At 68.6% G+C, this 24,927-nt stretch carries 23 protein-coding genes and 1 pseudogene; 15 read left to right on the top strand and 9 right to left on the bottom strand.

Annotated elements, in window-relative coordinates; all coding sequences use genetic code 11:
* Positions 1–76 precede the first annotated feature (76 nt).
* Positions 77–1,156 (top strand): succinyl-diaminopimelate desuccinylase, encoded by a 1,080-nt coding sequence (gene dapE / locus NM962_14400; GenBank protein ID UVO11178.1) that lies wholly within the window; start codon positions 77–79, stop codon positions 1,154–1,156.
* Positions 1,157–1,335: 179 nt separating this feature from the next.
* Here the strand turns inward: dapE and NM962_14395 are convergent, their stop codons facing one another.
* Positions 1,336–3,378: an AAA family ATPase gene (locus tag NM962_14395; GenBank protein UVO11177.1), complete on the bottom strand. Its 2,043-nt coding sequence runs from the start codon at positions 3,376–3,378 to the stop codon at positions 1,336–1,338.
* 46 nt (positions 3,379–3,424) lie between these two features.
* Here NM962_14395 and NM962_14390 point away from each other — a divergent pair, with 46 nt between their 5' ends.
* The 3 genes from NM962_14390 to hchA are packed head-to-tail and all read left to right on the top strand — an operon-like array spanning position 3,425 to position 6,715.
* Complete coding sequence (locus NM962_14390) at positions 3,425–3,988, top strand: TIGR00730 family Rossman fold protein (GenBank protein UVO11176.1); 564 nt, start codon at positions 3,425–3,427, stop codon at positions 3,986–3,988.
* A 32-nt stretch (positions 3,989–4,020) separates the two neighbouring features.
* Positions 4,021–5,808, top strand: a complete 1,788-nt coding sequence (gene fadD6, locus NM962_14385; protein UVO11175.1) for a long-chain-acyl-CoA synthetase FadD6 — start codon at positions 4,021–4,023, stop codon at positions 5,806–5,808.
* Between the two features lie 31 nt (positions 5,809–5,839).
* Complete coding sequence (hchA, locus tag NM962_14380) at positions 5,840–6,715, top strand: protein deglycase HchA (protein UVO11174.1); 876 nt, start codon at positions 5,840–5,842, stop codon at positions 6,713–6,715.
* 38 nt (positions 6,716–6,753) lie between these two features.
* On the opposite strand, the gene NM962_14375 is transcribed toward hchA, so the two are convergent.
* Complete coding sequence (locus NM962_14375; protein UVO11173.1) at positions 6,754–7,533, bottom strand: DUF2127 domain-containing protein; 780 nt, start codon at positions 7,531–7,533, stop codon at positions 6,754–6,756.
* A 102-nt stretch (positions 7,534–7,635) separates the two neighbouring features.
* Between NM962_14375 and folP the strand changes: the two genes are divergently transcribed.
* The 5 genes from folP (at position 7,636) to NM962_14350 (ending at position 10,693) form a co-directional block, all read left to right on the top strand.
* A complete protein-coding gene (folP, locus tag NM962_14370; protein ID UVO14740.1) occupies positions 7,636–8,460 on the top strand; it encodes a dihydropteroate synthase in 825 nt (274 codons plus the stop codon).
* Entirely contained in the window at positions 8,457–9,404 is a 948-nt protein-coding gene (locus NM962_14365; GenBank protein UVO11172.1) for a glucosyl-3-phosphoglycerate synthase, read from the top strand. The genes folP and NM962_14365 overlap by 4 nt, the downstream gene beginning before the upstream one ends.
* 68 nt (positions 9,405–9,472) lie before the next feature.
* Positions 9,473–9,784 carry a DivIVA domain-containing protein gene (locus NM962_14360; GenBank protein UVO11171.1) on the top strand — a complete coding sequence of 104 codons (312 nt, stop codon included), beginning with the start codon at positions 9,473–9,475 and terminating at the stop codon, positions 9,782–9,784.
* Positions 9,781–10,356, top strand: coding sequence for a DNA-3-methyladenine glycosylase I (locus NM962_14355; GenBank protein ID UVO11170.1), 576 nt, complete (start codon positions 9,781–9,783; stop codon positions 10,354–10,356). The genes NM962_14360 and NM962_14355 overlap by 4 nt, the downstream gene beginning before the upstream one ends.
* Before the next feature lie 166 nt (positions 10,357–10,522).
* The gene (locus tag NM962_14350; protein UVO11169.1) at positions 10,523–10,693 is read left to right on the top strand and encodes a DUF3117 domain-containing protein; all 171 of its coding nucleotides are present in this window, start codon (positions 10,523–10,525) and stop codon (positions 10,691–10,693) included.
* Positions 10,694–10,811: 118 nt separating this feature from the next.
* Here the strand turns inward: NM962_14350 and glgA are convergent, their stop codons facing one another.
* Positions 10,812–11,972: a glycogen synthase gene (gene glgA, locus NM962_14345; GenBank protein UVO11168.1), complete on the bottom strand. Its 1,161-nt coding sequence runs from the start codon at positions 11,970–11,972 to the stop codon at positions 10,812–10,814.
* A gap of 129 nt (positions 11,973–12,101) precedes the next feature.
* Between glgA and glgC the strand changes: the two genes are divergently transcribed.
* The 3 genes and pseudogenes from glgC to NM962_14330 all read left to right on the top strand — a co-directional run bounded on the left by glgC (position 12,102) and on the right by NM962_14330 (position 15,636).
* Positions 12,102–13,316 (top strand): glucose-1-phosphate adenylyltransferase, encoded by a 1,215-nt coding sequence (gene glgC / locus NM962_14340; GenBank protein ID UVO11167.1) that lies wholly within the window; start codon positions 12,102–12,104, stop codon positions 13,314–13,316.
* A gap of 388 nt (positions 13,317–13,704) precedes the next feature.
* Positions 13,705–14,178 (top strand): annotated as a pseudogene (locus NM962_14335) (hypothetical protein).
* Between the two features lie 186 nt (positions 14,179–14,364).
* Positions 14,365–15,636: a cellulase family glycosylhydrolase gene (locus tag NM962_14330; GenBank protein ID UVO14739.1), complete on the top strand. Its 1,272-nt coding sequence runs from the start codon at positions 14,365–14,367 to the stop codon at positions 15,634–15,636.
* A gap of 32 nt (positions 15,637–15,668) precedes the next feature.
* Here NM962_14330 and NM962_14325 read toward each other — a convergent pair whose 3' ends face one another.
* The 6 genes from NM962_14325 to NM962_14300 all read right to left on the bottom strand — a co-directional run bounded on the left by NM962_14325 (position 15,669) and on the right by NM962_14300 (position 21,813).
* Complete coding sequence (locus tag NM962_14325; protein ID UVO11166.1) at positions 15,669–17,042, bottom strand: DUF2599 domain-containing protein; 1,374 nt, start codon at positions 17,040–17,042, stop codon at positions 15,669–15,671.
* Between the two features lie 97 nt (positions 17,043–17,139).
* The gene (locus NM962_14320; protein ID UVO11165.1) at positions 17,140–17,814 is read right to left on the bottom strand and encodes an isoprenylcysteine carboxylmethyltransferase family protein; all 675 of its coding nucleotides are present in this window, start codon (positions 17,812–17,814) and stop codon (positions 17,140–17,142) included.
* Positions 17,815–17,824: 10 nt separating this feature from the next.
* On the bottom strand, positions 17,825–19,459 hold the full coding sequence (locus NM962_14315) for an ABC transporter permease (GenBank protein UVO11164.1): 1,635 nt from the start codon (positions 19,457–19,459) through the stop codon (positions 17,825–17,827).
* Positions 19,456–20,361, bottom strand: coding sequence for an ABC transporter ATP-binding protein (locus NM962_14310; protein UVO11163.1), 906 nt, complete (start codon positions 20,359–20,361; stop codon positions 19,456–19,458). The genes NM962_14315 and NM962_14310 overlap by 4 nt, the downstream gene beginning before the upstream one ends.
* A complete protein-coding gene (locus NM962_14305; GenBank protein UVO11162.1) occupies positions 20,351–20,986 on the bottom strand; it encodes a TetR family transcriptional regulator in 636 nt (211 codons plus the stop codon). Before NM962_14305 ends, NM962_14310 begins: the two co-directional genes overlap by 11 nt.
* A 164-nt stretch (positions 20,987–21,150) precedes the next feature.
* A complete protein-coding gene (locus tag NM962_14300) occupies positions 21,151–21,813 on the bottom strand; it encodes an O-methyltransferase (protein ID UVO11161.1) in 663 nt (220 codons plus the stop codon).
* A gap of 242 nt (positions 21,814–22,055) precedes the next feature.
* Here NM962_14300 and sigE point away from each other — a divergent pair, with 242 nt between their 5' ends.
* From sigE to NM962_14285, 3 genes are all read left to right on the top strand, one after another.
* Positions 22,056–22,805 (top strand): RNA polymerase sigma factor SigE, encoded by a 750-nt coding sequence (gene sigE / locus NM962_14295; GenBank protein ID UVO11160.1) that lies wholly within the window; start codon positions 22,056–22,058, stop codon positions 22,803–22,805.
* A gap of 119 nt (positions 22,806–22,924) precedes the next feature.
* Positions 22,925–23,332 carry an RNA polymerase subunit sigma-70 gene (locus NM962_14290; GenBank protein UVO11159.1) on the top strand — a complete coding sequence of 136 codons (408 nt, stop codon included), beginning with the start codon at positions 22,925–22,927 and terminating at the stop codon, positions 23,330–23,332.
* A gap of 87 nt (positions 23,333–23,419) precedes the next feature.
* The gene (locus NM962_14285; protein UVO11158.1) at positions 23,420–24,919 is read left to right on the top strand and encodes a trypsin-like peptidase domain-containing protein; all 1,500 of its coding nucleotides are present in this window, start codon (positions 23,420–23,422) and stop codon (positions 24,917–24,919) included.
* Positions 24,920–24,927 lie beyond the last annotated feature (8 nt).

The following is a 24,927-nucleotide window of genomic DNA, read 5'->3' as shown; positions in this document are numbered from 1 at the left end:
GAATCGCCTTTTGGCGGCCCCTCGCGTGCGATTCTGCGTCTGCTCGGCGGGGAAGCGCACCCACTAGGCTGTGTCTGTGCTGGACCTGCACTCCGACCCGATTGCCCTGACCGCAGCCCTGGTGGACATTCCCAGCGAGTCGCGGCACGAAGCCCGTATCGCCGACGAGGTCGAAGCCGCACTGCGGGCGCAGGCGCCCGGGTTCGAGATCGTCCGCGACGGCGACGCGGTACTGGCCCGCACCCACCTGGGACGCCCGACCCGGGTGTTGCTGGCCGGGCACCTGGACACCGTGCCGGCGGCCGGTAACCTGCCCAGCCGGCGCACCACCACCCCCGACGAGGGCGACGTGCTGCACGGTTGCGGGACCGTCGACATGAAATCCGGTGTCGCCGTCTTCCTGCATCTGGCCGCCACCCTCACCGAGCCCGTGCACGATCTGACTTGCGTGTTCTACGACTGCGAGGAGATCGAGGCGGCCGCCAACGGGCTGGGTCGCATCGAACGCAACCTGCCGGATTGGCTGGCGGCTGACCTGGCCATCCTCGGTGAGCCCACCGGCGGCTACATCGAGGCCGGCTGCCAGGGCACACTGCGGGTCGTCGTCACCGCGACCGGCACCCGGGCGCATTCGGCACGCTCCTGGCTGGGCGACAACGCCATCCACAAACTGGGGGCGGTGCTGAATCGGCTAGCCGCCTACCAGCCGCGCAGCATCGACATCGACGGCTGCGTCTACCGCGAGGGCCTGTCGGCGGTGCGCATCGACGGCGGGGTGGCCGGCAACGTCATCCCCGATACCGCGAGCGTGACCGTGAACTTCCGCTTCGCCCCGGACCGCACGCCGCACGAGGCGCTGATCCACGTGCAGGAGGTGTTCGACGGCCTGCACGTCATGATCGAGCAGACCGATGCCGCAGCCGGCGCTCTGCCGGGGCTCACCGCACCCGCCGCCGCCGCACTGGTGGCCGCCGCGGACGGACAGGTGCGGGCCAAGTACGGCTGGACCGACGTGTCCCGATTCGCTGCCCGCGGCATCCCCGCGGTCAACTACGGCCCCGGTGATCCCAACCTTGCCCACACCGTCGACGAGCGGGTGCCGGTCGAGCAGATCAGCGCGGTGGCCGAGCTGCTGCGCGGTTTCCTCACCGGCTGAGCACCGCCGCGGCGACTCGCCTCGCCCGGCTCCGCCCGGGGTCCGGATGCACAGTCAACGCCGCGGTTGCACAATCAACGGCATTCGGCGGCAGATGGGGATCCGTTGACGGTGAGCACCGGTGGAGGATCGCGGCGTGGGCAGCGGTTGAGTGTGCAACCGCGGCGTTGAGTGTGCACTCAGGGCGACAGCAAGGCACGGGCCCGGGTCAACGCGGTCCGGCCGAACGCGCAGTCGACCTCGTTGGACAGCCGGATCAGCGGGTCGACGGCCCGGGCATCGCCGAGCTGGGCGGCGGTGTCCCAGGCCTGCAACGCCACCGCCGACTGTCCGGTGCGCTCGGCCATCCGGGCGGCTTCCCGGGCCGCGGCGATCGCCCCATGCTGATCGCGCATGCAGGCCCGTTGCCAAGCCCGCGCCATCCCGAGCTCCGGGGCGAACAGCGCTGATTTGGTGCCGTGCCGGGATTCGGCCCGGCTCAACGCCTTTGCCGCGCCGGCGATGTCGGTCTGGCGGGACAGTGCGGTTGCCAGCAGCGTCAGCGACAGCGGTCCCCACGAGTAGCCGGTGCGTTCCAGGGTGGCCGCGGCCGGCGCCAGCAGCTTGATCGCAGCGTCGTACTCTTCGGCGGCGATCATCACCTGCGCCACCAGCACCTCGCCGATCGCCCGGCCGGGCTGGGACAGCTCGGCGAAATCGGTGAACTGCCAAGCCAGTTCGCGGGCCTCGGCGAGCCGTTCGGTCATCAGCAGCGCGGTGATCTCGGCGAGCCCGATGGTGAACCGCAGCACTCCGGGATGTTCGGCGTCCAACGCACGGCGCGCCAGGGGGCCGACGTCGTCCAAGTGGCCGGACCGCGCCGCGCACAGGGCTGCCGCGCTGCCCGCCCAGGCCACCGCCATGTCGTCGGCGGCCGGATCGGCCAGTACCGCGGTGGCGGCCTCGACGGCGCGGCCGATGTTTCCGGCATTCATGGCGAAGGTGGCGCCGAGCGCGTCCAGGGTGATGCGTGGGGCGGTGCCGGTCACCCGGCCACGGGTGGCGGCCAGGAAAGCGGAGGCGCGTTCGGGCTCGCCCAGCATGAAGAACTGATTGGCGGCCCGCGGCAGCGCCCAAGCCATCAACTCCGGCTCGCTCAGCCCGGATGGGTCGACCGCCGCCAGGACCGCGTCGGCGTCGCGCCCGCGGCCCTGCCAGCCCAGCGCGTGCGCCAATGCCAGTCGGGCCGGCAGTCCGTCCGACCGATCCAGGGCGTGCCGGGCCAGCCGCTCGCCCAGTTGCAGGTCGCCCAGCCGCAACGCCTGCTGGGCGGCGTCCACCACCTCGGCGGCGGGCTGGGGCGCGTCGCTGTCGGCGGCCAGCGCCGCCAGCCGCAGCTGCTCGCCGACGTGTGCGCAGGGCCGGCCTGCCAGCACGCCGACCACTTCGGTACGCCGGGCACGCGCATCGTCGACTCCGAGAGCGTCCCGCGCACGCTCGGCGAACAGCGGGTGAGCGGTGTAGACCACCGGGTCCGGTTCGCGGCCGCCGCGAGCGCGGGTCTCCACCGCGCCCAGCTCCTCGGCCCGGCGGACCGCGTCGGCGTTGGTGAGGCCGATCAGATCGACCAGCGCCAGCGGCTCGAAGACGGCCAGGTAGTCCAGCACCGAACGCGCGTCAGCCGGCAACCCGGCCACGAAGGCATCCACGTCGCGATCGGCCTCACTCGCCTCATCTGGGGCGGTGATGTCGATGCGGGTCAGCAGATCATCGCCCCACAGCGCGGTGATCGGCGGCGAAGGCGCAGGGGAGCAGTCGGCGCGCCCGGTGACGATCACTCGGGCCGTCCCGGTCAGCGCCAGCTGATAGACCAGCGTCGCCGACAAGATGTCGAGGAGATGCGCGTCGTCGACCACCAGCAGGAGATCGCCCACCGCATCGACCAACGAAGCCCGCGCCGCCCGCAGCAGCGCGGCGGGCTTGCCGAGATCGGCCACCGCAACCAGATGGCTGAAGGCGCCGAACGGCACGGCGCGCTCGGCGGGGGTGCCGATCACCCAGCACACCCGGGTCCCGGGATGGCGGCCGGCGTAATCCTCAGCCGCTAACCGGGCCAGGGTGGACTTGCCACACCCGTCGGGCCCGAGCACCACCGCGCCGGCCCGAGGCCCGTCGGGGTCGAGTGCTGCGGTGAGCTGATGCAACGCCGCCGAATGCTCGGGGACGTTCCACCGGATCGGCATCGCCGAGAGTTTACGGTCTGAGCCAACCGCCCGATAGCCTTTCGGTGTGCGGTGCAGCGAATGGGCGGTCTGTGTCTACTGCGCGTCGGGCCCCAACGATCCGGCACTGCTGGCGCTGGCCGCCAAAGTCGGTGCGGCGATCGCCGAGCGGGGTTGGACGCTGGTGTGGGGAGGTGGCAACGTCTCGGCGATGGGCGCGCTGGCCGTGGCCGCCCGCGAGCGCGGCGGGCATACCGTCGGGGTCATCCCCAAGGCGCTGCTGCACCGCGAGGTGGCCGACGTCGACGCCGACGAGCTGATCGTCACCGACACCATGCGCGAGCGGAAACAGGTGATGGACGATCGCGCCGACGCATTCCTGACCCTTCCCGGCGGCATCGGCACGCTGGAAGAGCTGTTCGAAACATGGACCGCCGGGTATCTGGGCATGCACGACAAAGAGGTGGTGCTGCTGGACCCCGACGGCCACTACGAGGGGCTGTGGACGTGGTTGTCCGGCCTGATCGATACCGGGTTCGTGTCGCGGCGTGCGATGGACCGCCTGCTGGTGTTCGGCGAGTTGGAGGCGGCGCTGGACGCCTGTTCACCCGGTACCGCCGGTACCGATTAAGCTCTCGATTTTCGGCGAAATGAGGCGATAACGTGTCCGACCACGACTCCGGCACCGTCACCCAGGTGGGACTGGTCGACGTTCTGGCCCGCACCCCCCGCCTGTTGGCCGACGGGCCGACCATCCTGCGCGGGCTGTGGACCGGACTGCGAGCCCGCCCCACCTCCAAGGCCTCGATCGGCAAGGTCTTCCAGGACCGCGCGGCCCAAGTCGGTGACCGGGTCTTCATCCGGTTCGGCGAGCAGCAACTGACCTACCGTGAAGCCAACGAGACCGTCAACCGCTACGCCGCCGTGCTGGCTGCGCGCGGCGTCGGCCACGGCGACGTCGTCGGGATCATGCTGCGCAACTCCCCGGACGCGGTGTTGATGATGCTGGCCGTCGCCAAGTGCGGTGGGGTCGCCGGCATGCTCAACTACCACCAGCGCGGTGACGTGCTGGCCCACAGCCTGGGGGTGCTGAACTGCACGCTGCTGATCGCCGAGTCCGACCTGGTCGATCCCGTCAAAGAGTGCGGCTGCCCCGATGTGCCGGTGACCATCGAGGAGTTCCGGCGGCTGGCCGCCACGGCACCGGACGGCAACCCCGCATCGGTGAACGCGGTGCTGGCCAAGGACACCGCGTTCTACATCTTCACCTCCGGCACCACCGGCTACCCCAAGGCCAGCGTGATGACGCACTACCGGTGGTTGCGCGCGCTGGCGACCTTCGGCGGGATCGGGCTGCGGCTGCGCGGCAGCGACACGCTGTACTGCTGCCTGCCGCTCTACCACAACAACGCGCTGACGGTCGCGGTGTCGTCGGTGCTCAACGCCGGTGCCACGCTGGCCCTGGGCCGCTCGTTCTCGGCCTCGCGGTTCTGGGACGAGGTGATCGCCGCGGACGCCACCGCCTTCGTCTACATCGGCGAGCTCTGCCGGTATCTGCTCAACCAGCCCGCCAAGGCCACCGATCGAGCCCACAAGGTGCGGGTGATCGCCGGCAACGGGCTGCGGCCGGAGATCTGGGACGAGTTCACCCATAGGTTCGGCATCAAGCGGGTCTGCGAGTTCTACGCCGCCAGCGAGAGCAACAGCGCTTTCCTCAACGTGTTCAACGTGCCGCGCAGCACCGGCGTCTATCCGGGACCGCTGGCCTACGTGCAGTACGACCCCGACACCGGCCTGCCGCTGCGCGGCGCGGACGGCTGGGTGCAGCGGGTGCCCGCCGGCCAGCCCGGACTGCTGTTGAGCCCGGTGAATCGGTTCTCGCCGTTCGACGGCTACACCGACCCGGAGGCCAACGAGAAGAAGCTGGTGCGCAACGCCTTCCGCGACGGCGACTGCTGGTTCAACACCGGTGACCTGATGCGCCCACAGGGCATGGGGCACGCCGCGTTCGTCGACCGGCTCGGCGACACCTTCCGATGGAAGGGCGAGAACGTTGCCACCACGCAGGTCGAGGCCGCGCTGAGCGCCGACGACGCTATCGAGGAGTGCGCCGTCTATGGCGTCGAGGTGCCCGGTACCGGTGGCCGTGCCGGGATGGCCGCGGTCAAACTGCGCGACGGCGCGACCTTCGACGGGCCGGGGCTGGCCGGCGTGGTCTGTGACCAGCTGCCCTCCTATGCGGTGCCGCTGTTCGTGCGGGTGGTGCCGTCGATGGCCCACACCACCACGTTCAAGAGTCGCAAGGTGGAGCTGCGCGAGCAGGGCTACGGCGGCGGGGGCGCCGAGATCGAGGACCCGCTGTACGTGCTGGCCGGCCGCGGCGAAGGCTACGTGCCCTTCTACGGCGACTATCCCGGCGAAGTGGCGGCTGGACAGCGACCGAAGGGCTGACTGGCTGGCCAAGGCTGCGTACCTTGGGGATATGGCGAGCACGGATGACTTGAGCAGAGAACCGACTCCAGATCCCGCGGAGGACAACGCGTTCTTCCCGTCCCCCTATTCGCTGAGCCAGTACACGGCACCGCGAACCGACTTCGACGAGGTGACCCATAAGGGCGCCTACCGGGGTCGGTGGAAGGTACTGATGATCGCGACCGAGGAGCGCTATGTGCTCCTGGAAAACGGGCGGATGTTCTCCACCGGCAATCATCCGGTCGAGATGTTGCTCCCCGCACACCATCTGATGGAGACCGGGTTCGAGGTCGACGTCGCGACGATCTCCGGCTACCCGGCCAAGTTGGAACTGTGGGCGATGCCGGCGCAGGACGAGGCGGTCTCCGCGACCTATGCGGCGCTGAAATCGAAGCTCAAGGCCCCGAAAAAGCTCTCCGAGGTGATCGAGAATGAGCTGGGCCCGGATTCTGACTATCTGGCCGTGTTCATCCCGGGTGGCCACGGTGCCGTGGTGGGGCTGCCTGACAGCGCCTTGGTGGAGCAGACCCTGGATTGGGCGCTGGCCAACGACAGGTACATCATCACGTTGTGTCACGGTCCGGCGGCACTGCTGGCCGCCGCGGTGGGTAAGGAACGGTCGCCGTTCGCCGGATACTCGGTGTGCGTGTTCCCCGATGCGCTCGACGAAGGTCCCAATCTTGAGATCGGCTACTTGCCCGGTCGACTGAGATGGCTGGTCGCCGACTTGCTGAGCCGGGAGGGGTTGACGGTCGTCAATGACGCCATGACCGGTCAGGTCCACCGGGACCGCCGGCTGCTGACCGGCGACAGCCCGCTGGCATCGAACAATCTGGGTCACCTTGCCGCCGCGGCGCTGTTGGAAGAGGCCCGCGCGACGGCCTGACCGGCCACCGGCTCTGCGCGGCTGACCAGCCGAGTGCGCTACGGCGTCGCGCCGGCATCCGTCTCGTCCAGGCTCGCGCGTTCGACGCTGAGCAAGCTCGCGGTCTCGTGAGCTTGTCGGTACGCGCTGGCGCCGCCGTTTAGCCCGAACAGCCGTTTGCTCCAGAGCAGCCAGATCACCGCAGCGACATTGATCAACAGTGCGACGACGCGAAGCGCAGTGACCTTCTCGGTCAGCTCGTAGCTTTCCAGTGGAAGAAAGACGCTGGTCGCGATGACCGCGAAGTATTCGCCCCACCGTTGCATCAGCCACAGTCCGACCGCCTCGACAAGCTCGATCGCGGCATAGGCCGCCAGTGCCGTGGCGATCCACAGCAGCGTCGTTGACGACAAGGCGAACGCCTGGGCGATGTGCTGAATCAGCTTCGAGTTGTCCGGATCCCAACCGATCTGAGCTGCCAGGGGCTGCAGCAACGGCAGATCTCGTTCGAAGGCGTCCTGCAGGCGTTCGCGCGATCCGCTGACTTTGAACACCCCAGCCGCTACCACCATGAAAATCATGCAACGAACCGCGCGCTCTACCGCGAGTGCGCGCATCAAGATCCGGTCGCGCAGCATCGGCCCCCGCGGAATCTCCGGCGCGGTGTCGGCTGGGCCGCTGCCGCGAGCAGCTCCCACCACGAATGTCTCGCAGCGTAAACACCGCCATGCCTCGCCCCCGGGCGTATCGGTCCGCAGCCGCCGCCGAAGTTCCGGCTCGTCGGGAGCGAACGTCACGTGCCCTCGCAGTCCGCACGCGCAGAGAGCAAAATCCACCATGTGAGCACGGTAGTGTCCTGGGGCCCGTAGGCCACCAGGCACCATGGAGCAGTGCAGTCCCTCTTCTGCGGTCGTCCGGTGGCGGCTGATCGAGCGCTGATCATGGCGATCATCAACCGCACCCCCGACTCGTTCTACGACACGGGCGCCACGTTCACCGACGAGGCGGCCAAGTCCGCCGTGCACCGCGCCGTAGCCGACGGCGCCGACGTCATCGATGTCGGCGGGGTCAAGGCCGGGCCGGGGGCGACTGTCGACTCCGACACCGAGACCGCTCGGGTGGTGCCGTTTATCGAGTGGCTGCGCAGCGCCTACCCCGAGCAGCTGATCAGCGTGGACACCTGGCGTGCGGAGGTGGCCAAACGCGCCTGTGCTGCCGGTGCCGACCTGATCAACGACACCTGGGCCGGGTTCGACCCGGACCTGCCGGCGGTGGCCGCCGAGTTCGGGGCTGGACTGGTCTGCTCGCACACCGGAGGCGCGAAACCGCGCACCCGCCCCTTCCGGGTGAGCTACGGCACCAGCGTCGATGGGGTGGTGAAAGCGGTGATCAGCGAGGTCACCGCGGCCGCGGAACGGGTAGTCGCGGCCGGGGTGGCCCGGGATCGGGTGCTGATCGATCCCACCCATGATTTCGGCAAGAACACCTTCCACGGGCTAGCGTTGTTGCGACATACGGAGGATTTGGTCGGCACCGGATGGCCGGTGCTGATGGCGCTCTCCAACAAAGACTTCATCGGGGAGACTCTTGGAGTGGGTCTCACGGAACGCCTGGACGGAACATTGGCGGCCACCGCGTTGGCGGCGGCCGCCGGAGCCCGAATGTTTCGGGTTCACGAGGTCGGGCCGACCCGGCGCGTACTGGAGATGGTGGCATCGATCCAGGGCGTGCGGGCGCCGACCCGCACAGTAAGGGGACTTGCATGACTGAGCTGGTCTCGGCGCCGGGCGACACCCGGCTGTCCGGGCGCACCTGGACCCGGCCGCAGTGGACCGTGGCCGAGCTGCTGGTTGCCAAGGCCAAGACCGGTCGCAGCGTCTCGGTGGTGCTGCCCGCCTTGAACGAGCAGGCGACCATCGAATCGGTCATCGACAGCATCACGCCGCTGGTCGACAACCTGGTCGACGAACTGATCGTGCTGGACTCCGGCTCCAACGACGACACCGAGATCCGGTCCATCGCTGCCGGCGCCCGCGTCGTCAGCCGCGAACAGGCAGTCCCGGAGGTGCCACCGCAGCCCGGCAAGGGCGAAGCCCTGTGGCGGTCGCTGGCGGCCACCAGCGGCGACATTGTGGTGTTCATCGACTCCGACCTGATCGACCCCGACCCGATGTTCGTGCCCAACCTGGTCGGGCCTCTGCTCACCGGAGAGGGCGTCCACCTCGTCAAAGGCTTCTATCGGCGGCCGCTGAAGGTCAACGGCACCGAGGAACCTACCGGCGGTGGCCGGGTCACCGAGCTGGTGGCCCGACCGCTGTTGACCGCGCTGCGCCCCGACCTGGGTGCGGTGATCCAGCCGTTGGGCGGTGAATACGCGGGCAGTCGTGAACTGTTGGCGTCGGTTCCGTTCGCGCCTGGCTACGGGGTGGAGATCGGGCTGTTGATCGACACCTACGATCGGTTGGGGCTGGAGGCGATCGCCCAGGTCAACTTGGGCGTGCGGGCGCACCGAAATCGCCCGTTGGCCGAGTTGGCCGTGATGAGCCGCCAGGTCGTCGCCACGTTGCTGTCGCGGTGCGGCGTCCCGGATTCCGGGGTGGGCCTCACCCAGTTCGTGGCCGACGGCTCGGACGGAATGGACTATCTGCCGCGCACCACGCCGTTGTCGCTGGTCGACCGGCCACCGATGAACACCCTGCGCCAGCGCTGATCTGGTCGCCAGCACCGATCCCATCGGCACCGCCCCTCATGTCGGTGCAATGAGGCACTATCGATGCCGTGACACTGGTGTTGCTGTATCTCGTCGTGCTCGTGCTCACCGCGTTGCTGCTGTTCGGGGTGGCCAGCACGCTGTTCGGCCGGGGTGAGCAGCTTCCGCCGCTGCCGCGGGCGACGACGGCGACCATGCTGCCGGCTTCCGGGGTCACCGGTGCTGATGTCGACGCGGTCAAGTTCTCTCAGGTGCTGCGCGGCTACAACACCGGTGAGGTCGACTGGGTTTTAGAGCGCCTCGGTGCCGAGCTCGACCAGCTCCGCGGCGAGCTCGCTGCGGCGCAGGCGGCCGCCGAGACGGCAGCGGAGTCGCGTTGAGCGGCGCTCCCGACGACGGCCAGATGCGGTGCGGCTGGGTCGACGGCGCCTCGGCGCTGTACCGCGACTACCACGACCAGGAGTGGGGACGTCCGGTGCGGGACTCGACCGCACTGTTCGAGCGGGTCAGTCTGGAAGCGTTTCAGAGCGGACTGTCGTGGCTGGTGATTCTGCGTAAGCGGGAGAACTTCCGGCGGGCGTTCGCCGATTTCGATGTGGAGACCGTCGCGCGTTTCACCGACGCCGACGTGGCCCGGCTGATGGACGACGCCGGCATCGTGCGCAACCGAGCCAAGATTGAGGCGACGATCGCCAACGCCCGGGCGACCATCGACCTCGGTTCCACCGATTTGGCGGCCCTGCTGTGGTCATTCGCCCCGCCGCCGCGTCCGCGCCCGGCGGACCTGTCGGCAATTCCGGCCGTGACGCCGGAATCGACGGCGATGGCGCGTGAATTGAAGCGTCGCGGGTTCCGATTCGTGGGACCCACTACCGCCTATGCGTTGATGCAGGCCACGGGCATGGTCGACGACCACGTCCGGGCATGTTGGGTGCCGCCGGTGACCGCTTAGATCCATTAAAATGCACTACGGAATCGGGTCTTGTGCACGCGCCGTCGACGATAGGGGAGAATGGCGGAGTGAAACTGCAGTTCGATGCCGGACGCTGCGACTGCCGTGCACACCCGGCGCAGATCATGGGCACGGCCTGCGGGCTGGTACCTGGAGGGAGTACTCGATGGCGGCGATGAAGCCCCGGACCGGCGACGGTCCGTTGGAAGCGACCAAAGAGGGGCGAGGCATCGTGATGCGAGTACCGCTTGAGGGCGGTGGACGACTGGTCGTCGAGTTGACTCCGGATGAGGCCGCCGCGCTCGGCGACGAACTCAAAGCCGTCACCAGCGGCTAAGGCGATCACAAGCGCGGCGGAGCCGGTCGAAATGGGGGGCATTCCCCTACCTACCGGTGGGGGCCTCCCGCTTGCGGGGGAGGGCCGCCGTTCGGACCTAACGCGTGACGGTCGGGAGCTAGCGGCCCGCCTGCCGGTAGACCGCCAAGGTCTGCTCGGCGACTCGCGCCCAGGAAAACACTTCCTCGCAGCGACGCCTGCCGGCGTCGCCGTAGCGCTGCGCACGGGCCGGGTCGGTGATCAACGCATTGACGGCTTCGGCGAGTTCGGCGTGATAGCCGTCCGGATCGCCGGCGTCGTAGTGGACCAGGGTGCCGGTCTCGCCGTCGGTGACCACCTCGGGGATGCCGCCAACGTCGGAGGCGACCACCGCGGTGCCGCAGGCCATCGCCTCCAGATTGACGATGCCCAACGGCTCGTAGACCGAGGGGCATACAAAAACCGTTGCTGCCGAGAGTAATTCGCGGATCTGCCGAGCGGGCAGGGTCTCCTGTATCCAGAACACCCCGCTGCGGGCGGCGGCCAGATCGGCTACGGCGGCTCTGACTTCGTCGGCGATCTCCGGTGTGTCGGGGGCGCCGGCGCACAAGACCAATTGCGCGTCCGGGTGAAACCGGTGGGCGGCGGCCACCAGATGCGCCACCCCTTTCTGGCGGGTGATCCGCCCGACGAAGGCCACCATCGGCCGGTCCGGGTCGATCCCGAGCTCGGCTGGCATCGACTCCGGCCCGATCGGCTGCGGTCGCCACACCTCGGTGTCGATGCCGCTGTAGATCACGTGTACGCGGTCGGGCCGCAGTTCCGGATAGACCCGCAGCAGGTCGTCGCGCATCGCCGAGCTGACCGCGATGACCGCGTCCGAGGCGATCGTCGCCTCCTTCTCGACCCACGACGACACCCGGTAGCCGCCGCCCAGCTGTTCGGCCTTCCACGGGCGCAGCGGCTCCAGCGAATGTGCGGTCAGCACATGCGGGATGTCGTACAGCAGCGCCGCCAGCCGGCCGGCCAGGGCGGTGTACCAGGTGTGGGAGTGTGCGACGTCGGCCGTGCTGACGGCGTCGACCATCGTCAGGTCGGCCGACAGCGTCCCGAGCGCCGGATTGGCGTCGCGCAGCGCCGGATCGGGCTGATGCGCCTGCGCGCCCGGCCGGGGCGCACCCATGCAGTGCACGTCGACGTGACACAACCGTCGCAGCGCCTCCACCAGGTTGGTGACATGGACGCCCGCGCCGCCGTAGATCTCCGGAGGGTATTCCCGAGTCAGCATCGCCACCCGCATAACCGGCACGGTAGCGGTCGCCGATCACCGGCCGCGCAGCGGATCGATTGGTGATTTTTATGTAAAGAACGTTCGCCAATCGTGCGGTCAACCTGGCAGGGGTTCGAAGGGGCCGATAGGTTTGTGGCCATGAGGGAAGCGCCGCATGTGCTGGGCATCGTCCTGGCCGGTGGGGAGGGCAAGCGGCTGCATCCGCTGACCGCGGACCGCGCCAAGCCGGCGGTCCCCTTCGGGGGTGCCTACCGGTTGATCGACTTCGTGCTGTCGAATCTGGTCAATGCGCGCTACCTGCGGATTTGTGTTCTGACGCAGTACAAGTCGCATTCACTGGACCGGCACATTTCGCAGAACTGGCGGTTGAGCGGCCTGGCGGGGGAGTACATCACCCCGGTGCCCGCCCAGCAGCGCCTCGGCCCGCGCTGGTACACCGGGTCCGCCGATGCCATCTATCAGTCGCTGAACCTGATCTTCGACGAGGACCCGGACTACATCGTGGTTTTCGGAGCCGACCACGTGTACCGGATGGACCCCGAGCAGATGGTCCGCTTCCACATCGCCAGCGGGGCCGGGGCGACGGTTGCCGGGGTGCGGGTGCCGCGCGCGGACGCGTCCTCGTTCGGGTGCATCGACGCCGACGAGTCCGGCCGGGTCCGCGGTTTCCTGGAGAAGCCGGCGAACCCTCCTGGCACGCCCGATGATCCAGACAGCACGTATGTGTCGATGGGCAACTACGTCTTCACCACCAAGGTGCTGATCGATGCGATCCGCGCCGACGCCGACGATGATCACTCCGACCACGACATGGGCGGCGACATCATGCCGCGCCTGGTGGCCGACGGAATGGCCGCGGTCTACGACTTCTCCGACAACGAGGTGCCCGGCGCCACCGAACGGGACCGCGGCTACTGGCGTGATGTCGGAACCCTGGATGCGTTCTACGACGCTCACATGGACTTGGTGTCAGCGCACCCGGTGTTCAACCTCTACAACAACCGCTGGCCGATTCACGGCGCGACCGAGAATCTGGCGCCGGCGAAGTTCGTCAACGGGGGGTCGGCGCAGGAGTCGGTGGTGGGCGCCGGCAGCGTCATCTCGGCGGGCTCAGTGCGCAACTCGGTGCTGTCGTCGAATGTGGTGATCGACGACGGCGCCATCGTGGAGGACAGCGTGATCATGCCCGGGGCCCGGGTGGGGCGTGGCGCGGTGGTGCGGCACGCGATCCTCGACAAGAACGTGGTGGTGGGCCCCGGCGAAATGATCGGTGTTGACCTGGAGAAAGACCGGGAACGGTTCTCCATCAGTGCCGGCGGTGTGGTCGCCGTCGGTAAGGGCGTCTGGATTTGAAGAATCTGAAAAATTCCTGTGCTTTGTTAATATGCACGGGATTGCTGCCGGATTCGAAGCGAGGAGATTGTCGATGTCCCTTGACCGCCGTGCCGGAGACCGCCGGCCACGGTCCAGGTCTCCGCGTCGTCGGGTGGTGGGCACCGCGACAGCGGCGGGTGCCGTGGTGGCGTTCGGGCTGACGCCCCTGGGCAGCGTGCCCAGCGCGCATGCCGACTTCGATTTTTTCGACTTTCTCGACCCGGCGGTGTCGCCGGGTGCCGCGGCGGCCACGCCTTTTCCGGCCGCTGACCTCGACTTGGGCGGCATCTTCGACGCGCTCTACACCCACCTGTACGGCCAGCTGCAGGACATCATCACCGACCCGGTCATTGCGCCGCTCCTCGATGTAGTCAACCAGCCGTCGGTGATCCTGTTCGGCCGGGATCTGATCGGCAACGGCATCGCGGTGGGCCAGAACGGTTGGGACGGCGTCAACCACTCCGTCTTCGGGTCCTTCGGGGGATTCGGCAGCCTGCACGACGGCGGCTTCTTGCTCGGTGACGGGGGCGCCGGGACCGCGGCCGGCATTGACGACCACAACAACGTGATTCTCGCGGGCGCCGGCGGTAATGCCGGCTTGATCGGCAATGGCGGCGTCGGCGGCGCCGGATTCGGCGCCAATGTCACCGGCGCCATCGCTGTCAACGCCAGCACCGGTGGTACCGGCGGGACCGCGGGCTGGTTGTTCGGCACCGGCGGGACCGGCGGCAACGGCGGTGACGGTGACGCCGTGGCCGCCGGTGGCAACGGCGGTGACGGCGGCAACGGCACCGGATTGTTCAGCAACGGCGGCAGCGGCGGCAACGCCGGCGACGGCGGCAGCTCCGCTGCGCTGCCCGCCCTGGGCGGGGCCGGCGGGCTGGGCGGCTGGTTCGGCAGCCACGGCGCGGTCGGCCACCATGGCACGCTGGCCGACGCTCCGGCGCACACCCCCGGACTCATCGGGGTCACCGGCACCTGGTTCACCGACCGCGACGGCCGGGTCGTCATCCTGCACGGCACCAACGTGGTGAACAAAGAGCCGCCCTACACGCCGGCCGCCGACGGGTTCAGCGAAGAGGACGCGATATTCCTGGCGGCCAACGGCTTTAACGTGGTGCGGCTCGGCGTCGAATGGGCCGGGGTGGAACCCCAGCCCGGCGTCTACGACGCGGCCTACTTGGCCTCCATCGCCGAGACGGTGAACATGCTGGCCGACCACGGCATCGTCACCGTGCTCGACATGCACCAGGACCTCTACACCGACCTCGACGGGGCCGGCAACGGAGCACCGGCGTGGGCCGTCGACACCGGCGGCTGGCCCCACATCAACGCTCCGTTCCCGTTCGGCTACGTCATCGACCCGGCGCAGAACCACGCGTGGGCTGCGTTCTGGGCGAACGACCACGCGCCGGATGGGGTCGGGCTGCAGAACCACTACACCCGTATGTGGGAATACGTCGGGCACTACTTCGCCGACAATCCGAACGTGGCCGGCTACGAGATCATGAACGAACCGTGGCCCGGCGGCACAGAGTGGCTGCCCAGCATATTGGGCAGCCCGCACTTCGACGCCCAGACCCTGACCCCGTTCTACAACCAGGTGATCGGCGGAATCCGGGCCGTCGACCCGACGACCCCGGTGTTATACGAGCCGACCGAGACCACGCAGATTCTGGTGCCACCCAAGCTCGGCCCAGTGGACGACCCCCACTCGGTGTTCGCGTTTCATGACTACTGCCCGGTCACCGGGTTCGGCCCGCTGGAGTTGTTCTGCGGCTTCCTGGTCGAATTACAGACCAACACCTCGGTGGGTTTCGCGCACGCGCGCAATATCCCGGCGGTGATAACCGAGATGGGCGCCGTGGACCCGCCAAACATCGTCACCGACGCCATGCACGACAGCGATCACAGCCAGATCGGCTGGATGCAGTGGGCCTACAACTCGGGATGGCGGGAGGAGGTAGGCCAGCCGTCGACCGGCGATACCGTCAACACCGGCACAGTGGCGACACTGGCCCAGCCGTATCCACAGGCGATCGCCGGTACGCCGAATTCCTGGTCGTTCGACAACGGCGGCTTCCATCTCAGCTACTCCACCGAGATGGTTGATGGACAGGGCCATTTCGCCGCCGGCGCACAGACCGTCATCTCGGTGCCGCCCATCAACTACCCGAATGGCTACGAAGTGGTCGTCACCGGCGGGCACGTCGTCTCGGCGCCGGATGCCCCGGTGCTGATCATCGCCTCGGACAACGGCGCAACCACCGTCGACGTCACCGTCAGCCGAACTGGGTGATCAGCGCTACAGCGTGAGGTCAACCCAAGGCGTTAGAACGGTTCTTCGGCGCCGCCGGGGTTGCAGCCGTTGGCGAGCAGGTTCAGTGAGCTCACGTCCGGACGCCACGGCTCCAGGTTCCAACTGGTCTTACCGGGTTGGATGAACTCGGCGAACTGCCAGTGGCACAGGAACTGTGCGCGCATGCCGGGGTTGTTGGCCTCGGGGTTGCGCTTGACGACCTCCGCCCAGGCCTGCTCGCCCTGGCGTAGGGTGCCGGGCTCGCCCGCCTCGGTTCGGCCGGTCTCGGTCGGATAGACCCGCAGGCTGGTTCCGCCGTCGTAGGTCACCCACTGGGTGTTCGCGACGTACGGCGCCGCGCTGATGCCTGCGGCCCCCAGGAAGCCGCCGGAGCCGCCCAGGCCACCGGCGCCGCCTTCACCGCCGAGGCCGCCGTCGCCGCCGCGCCCGAACAACAGACCGCCCGCGCCGCCATCGCCGCCGGCGCCGCCGTTGTCGTCCTCGTCGCCCTCACCGCCGATGCCGCCGTCGCCGCCGCGACCCAGCCACCAGGCCCCGGCGCCGCCGACTCCGCCGTCGCCGCCGATGTCGCCTTCAACACCGGTGCCCCCGGCGCCACCAGTACCGCCGGTTCCGAGCAGCATGCCGAGCCCCACGCCGCCGGTGCCGCCGACCGCGCCCGCGCCGCCGGCGCCGCCCGCTCCACCCAGACCCATGAACCAGCCGCCGGCCCCGCCGTCGCCGCCGGCGGCACCGACACCGCCCAGCCCGCCTGCGCCACCGTTGCCGAAGAATCCCGCGTCGCCGCCGGCACCGCCGATGCCGTCGATACCCACCACGCCGGCTCCGCCGTCGCCGAACAGGAACCCGCCATCACCGGCGTCGCCGAACCAACCCGACTGACCGAACAGGCTGGTGTTGATGCCGTCGAACCCGTCGATGCCGTCACCGATCAGGTCGCGACCGAACAGCGCGGTAAAGGGTGCGTTGATCAGGCCGAGGCTGAGCTCGCCGAACGGGCTGGAAATCCACTGCTGCAATCCGGCGTGCAGGGGTGCGTAGATGTATTGGTTCACCAATTCGGCGGTGTCGAGCGACTGGCTCGGGCCCGGCCAGGCCAGCACCGCGTCGATGACGTCGGAGAACAGCTTGTTGGTGGCCGGATCGAGTTGGTCGGTGAAGGACTGGACCAGCGCCATCAGGCTGCCGAGGTCGAGCCCGCCTGCGGCACTGCCCGCGACCTCCACCGGCGCTGCGGCATCGAGCAGCCAATCCCAATCCGCCTGCGCCGGGGCGGCGGCCAGCATCGGGGTGAGGCCGACGATCAGGGCACCTGCTGCCGCAGCGGCCGTCCGGGCGGGGGAGAGAGTGCGACCACCGCTGCCGCCTCGCACGCGTGAGCGCATGGCCACCGACCTCCCTGAGTCCTGCTAACAGCTAGAGCTCAGGGAACTATAAGTCAATTGTGTGGCCCGCGGTATCGGAGCGAGCCGGGAGTCGCGACTACCAGAGGTAGGGCAGCAATCGGTAGCGGACTTGGTGGGTGTATTCGCGGTATCCGCTGAGCTCGTGAGTCAGCAACTGCTCCTCGTCGAGGATTCGCACCACCAGCACGATCAGCCCGGGCACCAGGAAGACCAGCCCCCAGTAGGAGCCGAGCGCGAGTGGGACACCGACCATCAAAGCGACGTTGCCGGTGTACATCGGGTGGCGCACCACCCCGTACAGGCCGGTCGAGACCAGCGTCTGGCCGGCCTCGACGGTGACATTGGCGGCCGCGTAGCCGTTCTGGATGACCACCAGCATGGCCAGAACCAGTCCGGCCGCCACCAGGACGTCACCGAACAGGCAGACCGCCGTCGGCACCGCCGACCATCCCAGCCGATGATCGATCACGCTGACGACGAACATGGCCGGAAAGCAGAGGAAGATGACGGCGATAACGACCCGCTGCAGGGGCCGCGTCTCGGCAGTCGGCCCGAAGCGCATCCGGCGCTCGAGGGCGGCCGGGTTGGTGCGGATCAGATACATGCTCGGGATCCAGGTGGATGCGGCGAAGACCGCGAGGAACACCCACGCCTGCCAGTAGTGCAGTGTCCCGGCGGGCACGAACAGCAACAGTCCGAAGGCGATCAGACCCAAGATTGCTGAAAACAAACCCTTGCCAATGGTTTTCACGTCGTCCTCCTCACGTGGTGAGATCTCTGCGTCGGAAAGCCTGCACGCCCAGGCCGATCAGTGCAGTGTCGATCGCCAACAGCACGATCAGCGGCGCGACGCTGAACGTGCCGTTGCCGACCAGCGGGATGTGCGCGAACGGTTCGAAGTCGAGTACCCCCTGCGGCAGCCCGGAGATGGAGCCGAGCAGGTACAGCGCCACGAACCCGGTCAGCACCGCCCACGCGGAGGGCGCGACTCTCGGGACGAGTCCGAACAAGGCGACCGCCACGGCCGCCGGTAACCAGACCGCCGGCAGTTGCACAGCGGCACTGCCCAGCACTACCGGCAACTGTTCGCCGATGTCGCCGGCCGCCGTTCCATAGACGATTCCGGCAACCAGCCCGGCGGCGAGCATCGCGAACGTCGAACCAACCAGTGCTGCCACCAGATGGCTTGCCAGCCAACGGTTTCGCGACAGCGCTCCGGCCAGCAGCGTCTCGGCACGCGTCGCGGTCTCCTCCTGGTGCAGCCGGAGTGTCAGCGACACCGCGAACGCGGCGGCGACCATGCCCAGCATGGTGAACGCCACCGCGACGAATGCGTGCTCGAGTGCTGCGGTGCCGCCGAGCCGGATGACGATGTCGCGGGCGCGGTCGCTGCCCACCTCGTCGCCGATACCGTGCACCACGCTGCCGACCAGCAGTCCATAGAGCACCAGGCCCGTTGTCCACAGCAGCAGCGCTCCGCGGTCGAGCCGCCACGCCAGGCCGAACGCACCGCCCAGTGTCGGCGCCGCCTGGCGCGGGCCCGGACGATCGGCCAGCAGCCCCGCGCCGACATCACGTCGGGCCGCCAGTTGATACGCCAGCCAGCTGAGCGCACCCGTCGTCGCCAGGTGCAGCAGCAGCACCCACCAGCGGTCACCGGCGTAAGGCCGGACCTGCAGCGACCAGCCCAGCGGCGACAACCACGACAGTCCACCAGATCCCGCATCACCAACGGCGCGCAGGGTGAAGGCGCCGGCCAGCACGCCGAACGCGGCGCCGCGGGCGAACCGGGCGCTGGGAGACAGCTGGGCAGCGACCGCGGCCACCGCAGTGAACACCAGCCCGGAGCAGGCTAGTGCCGCCCCGAACGCGCACGATCCGGCTGCCGGCACACCGGTGGTCAGCAGCCCCGCCGCGCCGATCAAGCCGGTGGCCACCGACGCGCCCGCGGCCAACAGCAGCGCGCCGGTCAGCCCGGCGTAGCGGCCCACCGCGGTCGAGTCGATCAACTCGGCGCGGCCGGTCTCCTCGTCGGCGCGGGTGTGCCGGATGACGGTCAGAATTACCGCCACTGCGATCAGAAGGTGGAATATCCCGGCCTTCCAGATGCCCACCGCACCGAGGGAGTCGTTGTAGACCTGGCCGTACATCGCGCGTTGTGCCGGGCTGGCCATGATGGTGGCGGCCAGGCCTGCGCGGTCGGCGGCGGTGGGATAGATCGCCTCGATGCTTGCGATGTAGACGCTGGCTAGCGGCAGCGACAACAGCAGCACCCACAGTGGCAGAACGATGCGGTCGCGGCGCAAGCACAGGCGCAGCAAACCTAGCGTGCCAACGAGATTCGATCCGCTGCGGCGGTACTGCGGGGACGCCGGCTGCGCGGCGATGGTGGTCATGCCCGGACCGTGTCGTAGTGACGTAGGAACAACTCTTCGAGCGTTGGCGGTTGGCTGGTGAGGCTGCGCACCCCGGCCGCGCCGAGCACCGCGATGAGCTCTGCGAGGCTGGCGCTGTCGACCTGCGCATGCAGCACGGTGCCGGTGTACCGCACGTCCGCGACGCCAGGGATGCGGGTCAGATCACCGGGGTCGCGCATGAGATCGGCCTGAATTGACGTGCGACGTAGGTGCCGCAGGGATTCCAGTGCACCGCTCTCGACCACGCGCCCGGCCCGGATGATCGTCACCCGCTGGCACAGCTTCTCGGTCTCGGCCAGGATGTGGCTGGACAGCAGGACGGTAGCGCCACGACGGCTCGCCTCGGCGACGCACTGCTGGAAGACGTTCTCCATCAGGGGATCTAGGCCGCTGCTGGGCTCGTCGAGCACGAGCAGCCGGGCGTGCGAGGAGAAGGCGGAGATCAGCGAGACCTTCTGGCGGTTGCCCTTGGAATAGGTCCGGGCCTTCTTGCTGGGGTCTAGGTCGAAGCGTTCGATCAACTCGTCGCGGCGGCGCTCGTCGATGCCGCCGCGCATTCGCGCCAACAGGTCGATGATCTCGCCGCCGGTCAACGACGGCCACAGGGTGACATCGCCGGGTACGTAGGCGATCTCGCGGTGCAGCTCGACCGCGTCGGTCCACGGATCGCCGCCCAGTAGCCGCACGGTCCCGCTGTCGGCCTTCACCAGGCCCAGCAGGACGCGGATCGTGGTGGATTTGCCGGCGCCGTTCGGGCCGAGGAAGCCGTGCACCTCACCGCCGTAGACGGTCAGATCCAGTCCATCGAGCGCCTTGACCCGGCCGAAATTCTTCTCCAGTCCCCGGATTTCGATTGCCGGCCAATGGTTGTCAGGTCGCATCGGTTCCCCCTTGTTCGCTCGCCAGGAAAGCGTCGTACATGGTGCGGTCGGTCATCAGGCCCTCGGTGTACAGCTCGAGCGCGGGTAAGACCATGTCGCGGGCATAGTCACGTAACACGGCGCGCAGATCGGTCGGGTTCTCGTGCATCTGCAGATACAGCAGGAACCCGCCGCCGTTGTTGATGGCCAGGAAACGAGCTCGGGCTTTCGGGTCGCGGCTGGGTTTGAGGGTGCCGGCGCGTACGCCCTCGTCCAGGTAGCCCTCGGCGTTGTCGATCATCCGGCGCCACAACGTATCTGCCAGTTCGCCACCGGACTGCATGCTGCGGACCAGGTAGGCCATCATCGACGCATACGACTCGATTTCGGCCATCGCGGCGAACCAGGTTCCCGGGTCGGCCGAGCGCATCGCCTCGGATTTGCCGCTGCGGATCTCTTCGGCCACGAACGCGTCGCAGGCCCTGCGCAGCCCGTCTTTGGAGCCGAAGTGGTGGATGACCAGGGCAGCGCTGACTCCTGCGGCCTCGGCGATCGCGCGGATGCTCACGCTGAAACCGTGCCGCCCGAACTGGTCGATGGCCGCATCGCGGATTTTCGCCGTAGCCGTCAGGTCCACTGAACGCATGTTTAATACGCTAAACACGCGTTCAGTCGGGTGTCAAGACTTTGGCCCCACCGGCGCTTTGGCCCCACTGGCGCGAGCGTGCGTGTTTGTACGTCAAAACGCGGCGTGTCGCGTACAAACACGCACGCTCGCGAGTAAAGGGGCGAGGGGGGTGAGGCGCCCGGTCAGTCGCGGACGGCGGCCAGCAGGCCGTCTCCCAGCGGAATCAGCGCGGGGGTCAGCCGCTCGTCCACGGCGATCAGCCGGGCGGCTTCGCGCACCGCAAGCACTTCGGCGTCGTTGGCTGCCGGATCTCCGGCCCGGCCGCCCAAGGCGGCCCGGTGCACCACGACCACGCCGCCGGGCCGCAGCAGCCGCACGGCCTCCAGCACGTATTCCGGCTGGTCGATCGGGTCGGCATCGACGAACACCAGGTCATAGGACTCGTCGGCGAGCCGGGTCAGCACCTCTTGGGCGCGGCCGCTGATGAACCGGGTCCGGCCGGGACCGATGCCGGCATCACCGAACGCCTGCTTGGCGGTGCGCTGATGCTCGGGCTCGATGTCGATGGTGGTCAGCACGCCGTCTTCGCCCATGCCCGACAGCAGCCACAGTCCGCTAACGCCGGCTCCGGTACCCACCTCGACCACCGCCTTGCCGCCGCTGAGCTTGGTCAGCAGGCTCAGTAGCGCGCCGACTGCGGCGCTGATCGACCCGACGCCGATCTCACCGGCCCGGTCGCGGGCGGCCGCCAAAACCGCGTCCTCGGTCATGGAGTCCTCGGCGTGCGCCAAAAGTGCGTCGGCTCGACTGCGCGGCTCCCCGTGAGTGTCGTCGGTGCTGGCCATGTCCGCAGCGTAGGACAAAGCCGTTTCGGCCCGCGCACCGGCGCGCCCGCCCGACACGCCCGGGCCGGGGCCGTGTCCGAACTGTTACCTGGACGTATAACCGCAGTGCTCGGCGTATTCGAACACAGGTTCACAGTCGGCGTTCAGTGGCAGCACAGAGCGGGCATACAGCGATAGGCAACGGTATCGGCATGGAACGAGGTATGAACCGGCCTCGAGACGCTCGGAATACGAGGGGCCCGTTGCGCGTTGACCGCGATAGTGCGCTGCCGTCGCCTGACGGCAGACCTGAGCTAGAGGACGCAGCCATAACAGCCATACCCACTTTGCTGCCCCCGGTCGCTATGTCGCACCCGACCACCCACTCGGAGCGTTACTCCGAAACCGAGTGGATTGAACCGTCCGAGGAGCCGCAGGGCACTGCGGTGTTCGACGCCACCGGAGATGTGGCGGCCATGCCGTCCTGGGACGAACTGGTGCGCCAGCACGCCGACCGGGTCTACCGGTTGGCTTACCGGCTCTCCGGAAACCAGCAGGACGCAGAGGATCTCACCCAGGAGACCTTCATCCGGGTGTTCCGGTCGGTGCACAACTACCAGCCCGGAACCTTCGAGGGCTGGCTGCACCGCATCACCACCAATCTGTTCCTGGACATGGTGCGCAGGCGCGGCCGGGTCCGTATGGAGGCGCTGCCGGAGGATTACGACCGGGTGCCTGCCGACGAGCCGGACCCCGAGCAGATCTACCACGACGCGCGGCTGGACCCGGACCTGCAGGCGGCGCTGGACTCGCTGGCGCCGGAGTTCCGGGCCGCGGTCGTGCTGTGCGACATCGAAGGTCTGTCCTACGAGGAGGTCGGGGCGACCCTCGGTGTGAAGCTGGGCACCGTGCGCAGCCGCATTCACCGGGGCAGGCAGGCCCTGCGGGATTACCTGGCCGCGCGAACCGCCCAGCGGGATGGTTCGGCCTTCGGCGGTGTCGCGGCCGGCTGAGCCCCGGCTCGGCCGTCGGTTTCCACGTCTGTGCGCGGTATCGCGCTACATTCTTATTGGGCCATTATTCGGCCCGATCGAGTGCTGATGTGGGTAAGGGATGCGGAGAGGAGTCCGGTGTGACGGACCGCGGAGGTGTCTTCCGTCGCGCGTTCTCCTGGCTGCCCGCTCAGTTCGCCTCGCAAAGTGACGCGCCGGTCGGTGCCCCGCGGCAGTTCGGGTCCACCGAACATCTCTGCAGCGAGGCGATCACGGCCTACGTCGACGGCGAGCTGCGGATGAACGCTCACCTGCGCGCGGCCCACCACCTGTCGCTGTGTCCCGATTGCGCGGCCGAAGTGGAATACCAGGGCCGGGCACGCTCGGCCCTGCGCGATTCGCATCCGATCCGGATCCCCTCCGCGCTGCTCGGCCTGCTGGCCCAGATCCCCGATTCCCCGGCCGATTGTGCGCCTGACGAGCCCACCAGGCCGATGCCTGCCCGGTTCGACGACGGCAAACCTCAAGAACGCCGCAAACGTCGGTAAGGTGGATCTCCAGCGGCGTCAGCGCCCGGTGATGCTGTGCTCGCGGAGCCTGGAAGCGCCCCAGGGCTGGACCCGGAAGAGGAATAGGTGAGCTCCAACAACGAGAACGCCGGCGGTAACCGCTTGGCTCCGCGACCCGTCTACCGGCCCCCGGTGGACAATGCGTCCAAAAAGGCCTTCGGTCGGCCCGACGGAGTGCCTGGCTCTTTCACCCCCGCCGACGTACGGCCCAAGAAGTACCGCGAGCAGGGCGAGTTCATCCCGCGTGACCTGCCGCCGGACCCGGTGCTCAAGGAGGCCTTCAGCCGGCCGTACGGCACCGGCCCCTCGTTGCAGCGCCATCCCGCCGACGCCGGCGCGCTGGGCCGCAACGGCAAACCGGACGGGCTGGAAGACACCGGTGACCCGTGGCGTGACCCCGCTGCCGGTGCCGCGCTCGGCTCGCCGGCCGTGGTTCCGCCCGTACCGCGGGCGGCCGGCGAGTTGGGTGGCCGCCTCGGCGTGCGCGACGTGCTGTTCGGCGACCGGATCTCCTACCGTGCGCTGGCCACGCTCGCCGCGATCGCGCTGGCGATCGGCATGGTCGGCGGCTGGGTCGGACGCACCACCGCACAGGTCGTCGAGGCCTTCACGACATCGAAGGTGACGCTGTCGACCAAGGGCAATGCCGAGGAGCCGGCCGGTCGGTTCGCCAAGGTCGCCGAGGCCATCGCCAACTCCGTGGTGACCATCGAGTCCGTCAGCGACGACCAGGGCATGCAGGGCTCGGGTGTCGTCATCGACGGCAAGGGCTACATCGTCACCAACAACCACGTCATCTCCGAAGCCGCCAACAACCCCAGCAAGTTCAAGACGACCGTGGTGTTCAACGACGGCAAAGAGGTGTTGGCCAACCTGGTCGGCCGCGACCCGAAGACCGACCTGGCCGTGCTCAAGGTCGACAACGTCGACAACTTGTCGGTGGCCCGCCTCGGGGACTCCGACAAGATCCGGGTCGGTGACGAGGTGATCGCGGCCGGCGCTCCGTTGGGCCTGCGCAGCACCGTGACCCACGGCATCATCAGCGCCGTGCACCGTCCGGTGCCGCTGTCCGGCGACGACTCCGACACCGACACCGTCATTGACGCGGTGCAGACCGACGCCTCGATCAACCACGGCAACTCCGGCGGTGCGCTGATCGACATGGATGCGCAACTGGTCGGGATCAACACCGCTGGAAAGTCGTTGTCCGACAGTGCCAGCGGCCTGGGATTCGCGATCCCGGTCAACGAGATGAAGACCGTGGCCGAGGCGCTGATCAAGGACGGCAAGATCGTGCACCCCACGCTGGGAGTGAGCGCTCGCTCGGTCAGCAACGCCATCGCGTCCGGCGCGCAGATCGCCAACGTCAAGGTGGGCAGCCCCGCGGAGAAGGGCGGCATGCTCGAGAACGACGTGGTGGTCAAGATCGGTGACCGCAGCGTCGCCGACGCCAACGAGTTCGTCGTGGCGGTCCGCAACCTGACCATCGGCAAGGAAGCGCCCGTCGAGGTGGTTCGGGACGGGCGGCACGTGACGCTGACGGTGACTCCCACCCCCGACAGTTAGAGTCCGCC

Origin of the sequence: Mycobacterium sp. SVM_VP21, from assembly GCA_024758765.1 — a bacterium.
In the GTDB taxonomy this organism is placed as follows: domain Bacteria; phylum Actinomycetota; class Actinomycetes; order Mycobacteriales; family Mycobacteriaceae; genus Mycobacterium; species Mycobacterium heraklionense_C.
This window is presented reverse-complemented; position numbering and strand designations above follow the sequence as displayed.

What these genes read in the sequence shown, in the direction of transcription:
- hchA (UVO11174.1), top strand. Translation starts at nt 5,840, where the DNA reads ATGGCGAGCACGGATGACTTGAGCAGAGAACCGACTCCAGATCCCGCG.
- NM962_14325 (UVO11166.1), bottom strand. Translation starts at nt 17,042, where the DNA reads ATGCGCTCACGCGTGCGAGGCGGCAGCGGTGGTCGCACTCTCTCCCCC.
- NM962_14365 (UVO11172.1), top strand. Translation starts at nt 8,457, where the DNA reads ATGACTGAGCTGGTCTCGGCGCCGGGCGACACCCGGCTGTCCGGGCGC.
- glgC (UVO11167.1), top strand. Translation starts at nt 12,102, where the DNA reads ATGAGGGAAGCGCCGCATGTGCTGGGCATCGTCCTGGCCGGTGGGGAG.
- folP (UVO14740.1), top strand. Translation starts at nt 7,636, where the DNA reads ATGGCGATCATCAACCGCACCCCCGACTCGTTCTACGACACGGGCGCC.
- NM962_14305 (UVO11162.1), bottom strand. Translation starts at nt 20,986, where the DNA reads ATGCGTTCAGTGGACCTGACGGCTACGGCGAAAATCCGCGATGCGGCC.
- glgA (UVO11168.1), bottom strand. Translation starts at nt 11,972, where the DNA reads ATGCGGGTGGCGATGCTGACTCGGGAATACCCTCCGGAGATCTACGGC.
- NM962_14315 (UVO11164.1), bottom strand. Translation starts at nt 19,459, where the DNA reads ATGACCACCATCGCCGCGCAGCCGGCGTCCCCGCAGTACCGCCGCAGC.
- NM962_14300 (UVO11161.1), bottom strand. Translation starts at nt 21,813, where the DNA reads ATGGCCAGCACCGACGACACTCACGGGGAGCCGCGCAGTCGAGCCGAC.
- NM962_14310 (UVO11163.1), bottom strand. Translation starts at nt 20,361, where the DNA reads ATGCGACCTGACAACCATTGGCCGGCAATCGAAATCCGGGGACTGGAG.
- NM962_14375 (UVO11173.1), bottom strand. Translation starts at nt 7,533, where the DNA reads ATGGTGGATTTTGCTCTCTGCGCGTGCGGACTGCGAGGGCACGTGACG.
- NM962_14350 (UVO11169.1), top strand. Translation starts at nt 10,523, where the DNA reads ATGGCGGCGATGAAGCCCCGGACCGGCGACGGTCCGTTGGAAGCGACC.
- NM962_14395 (UVO11177.1), bottom strand. Translation starts at nt 3,378, where the DNA reads ATGCCGATCCGGTGGAACGTCCCCGAGCATTCGGCGGCGTTGCATCAG.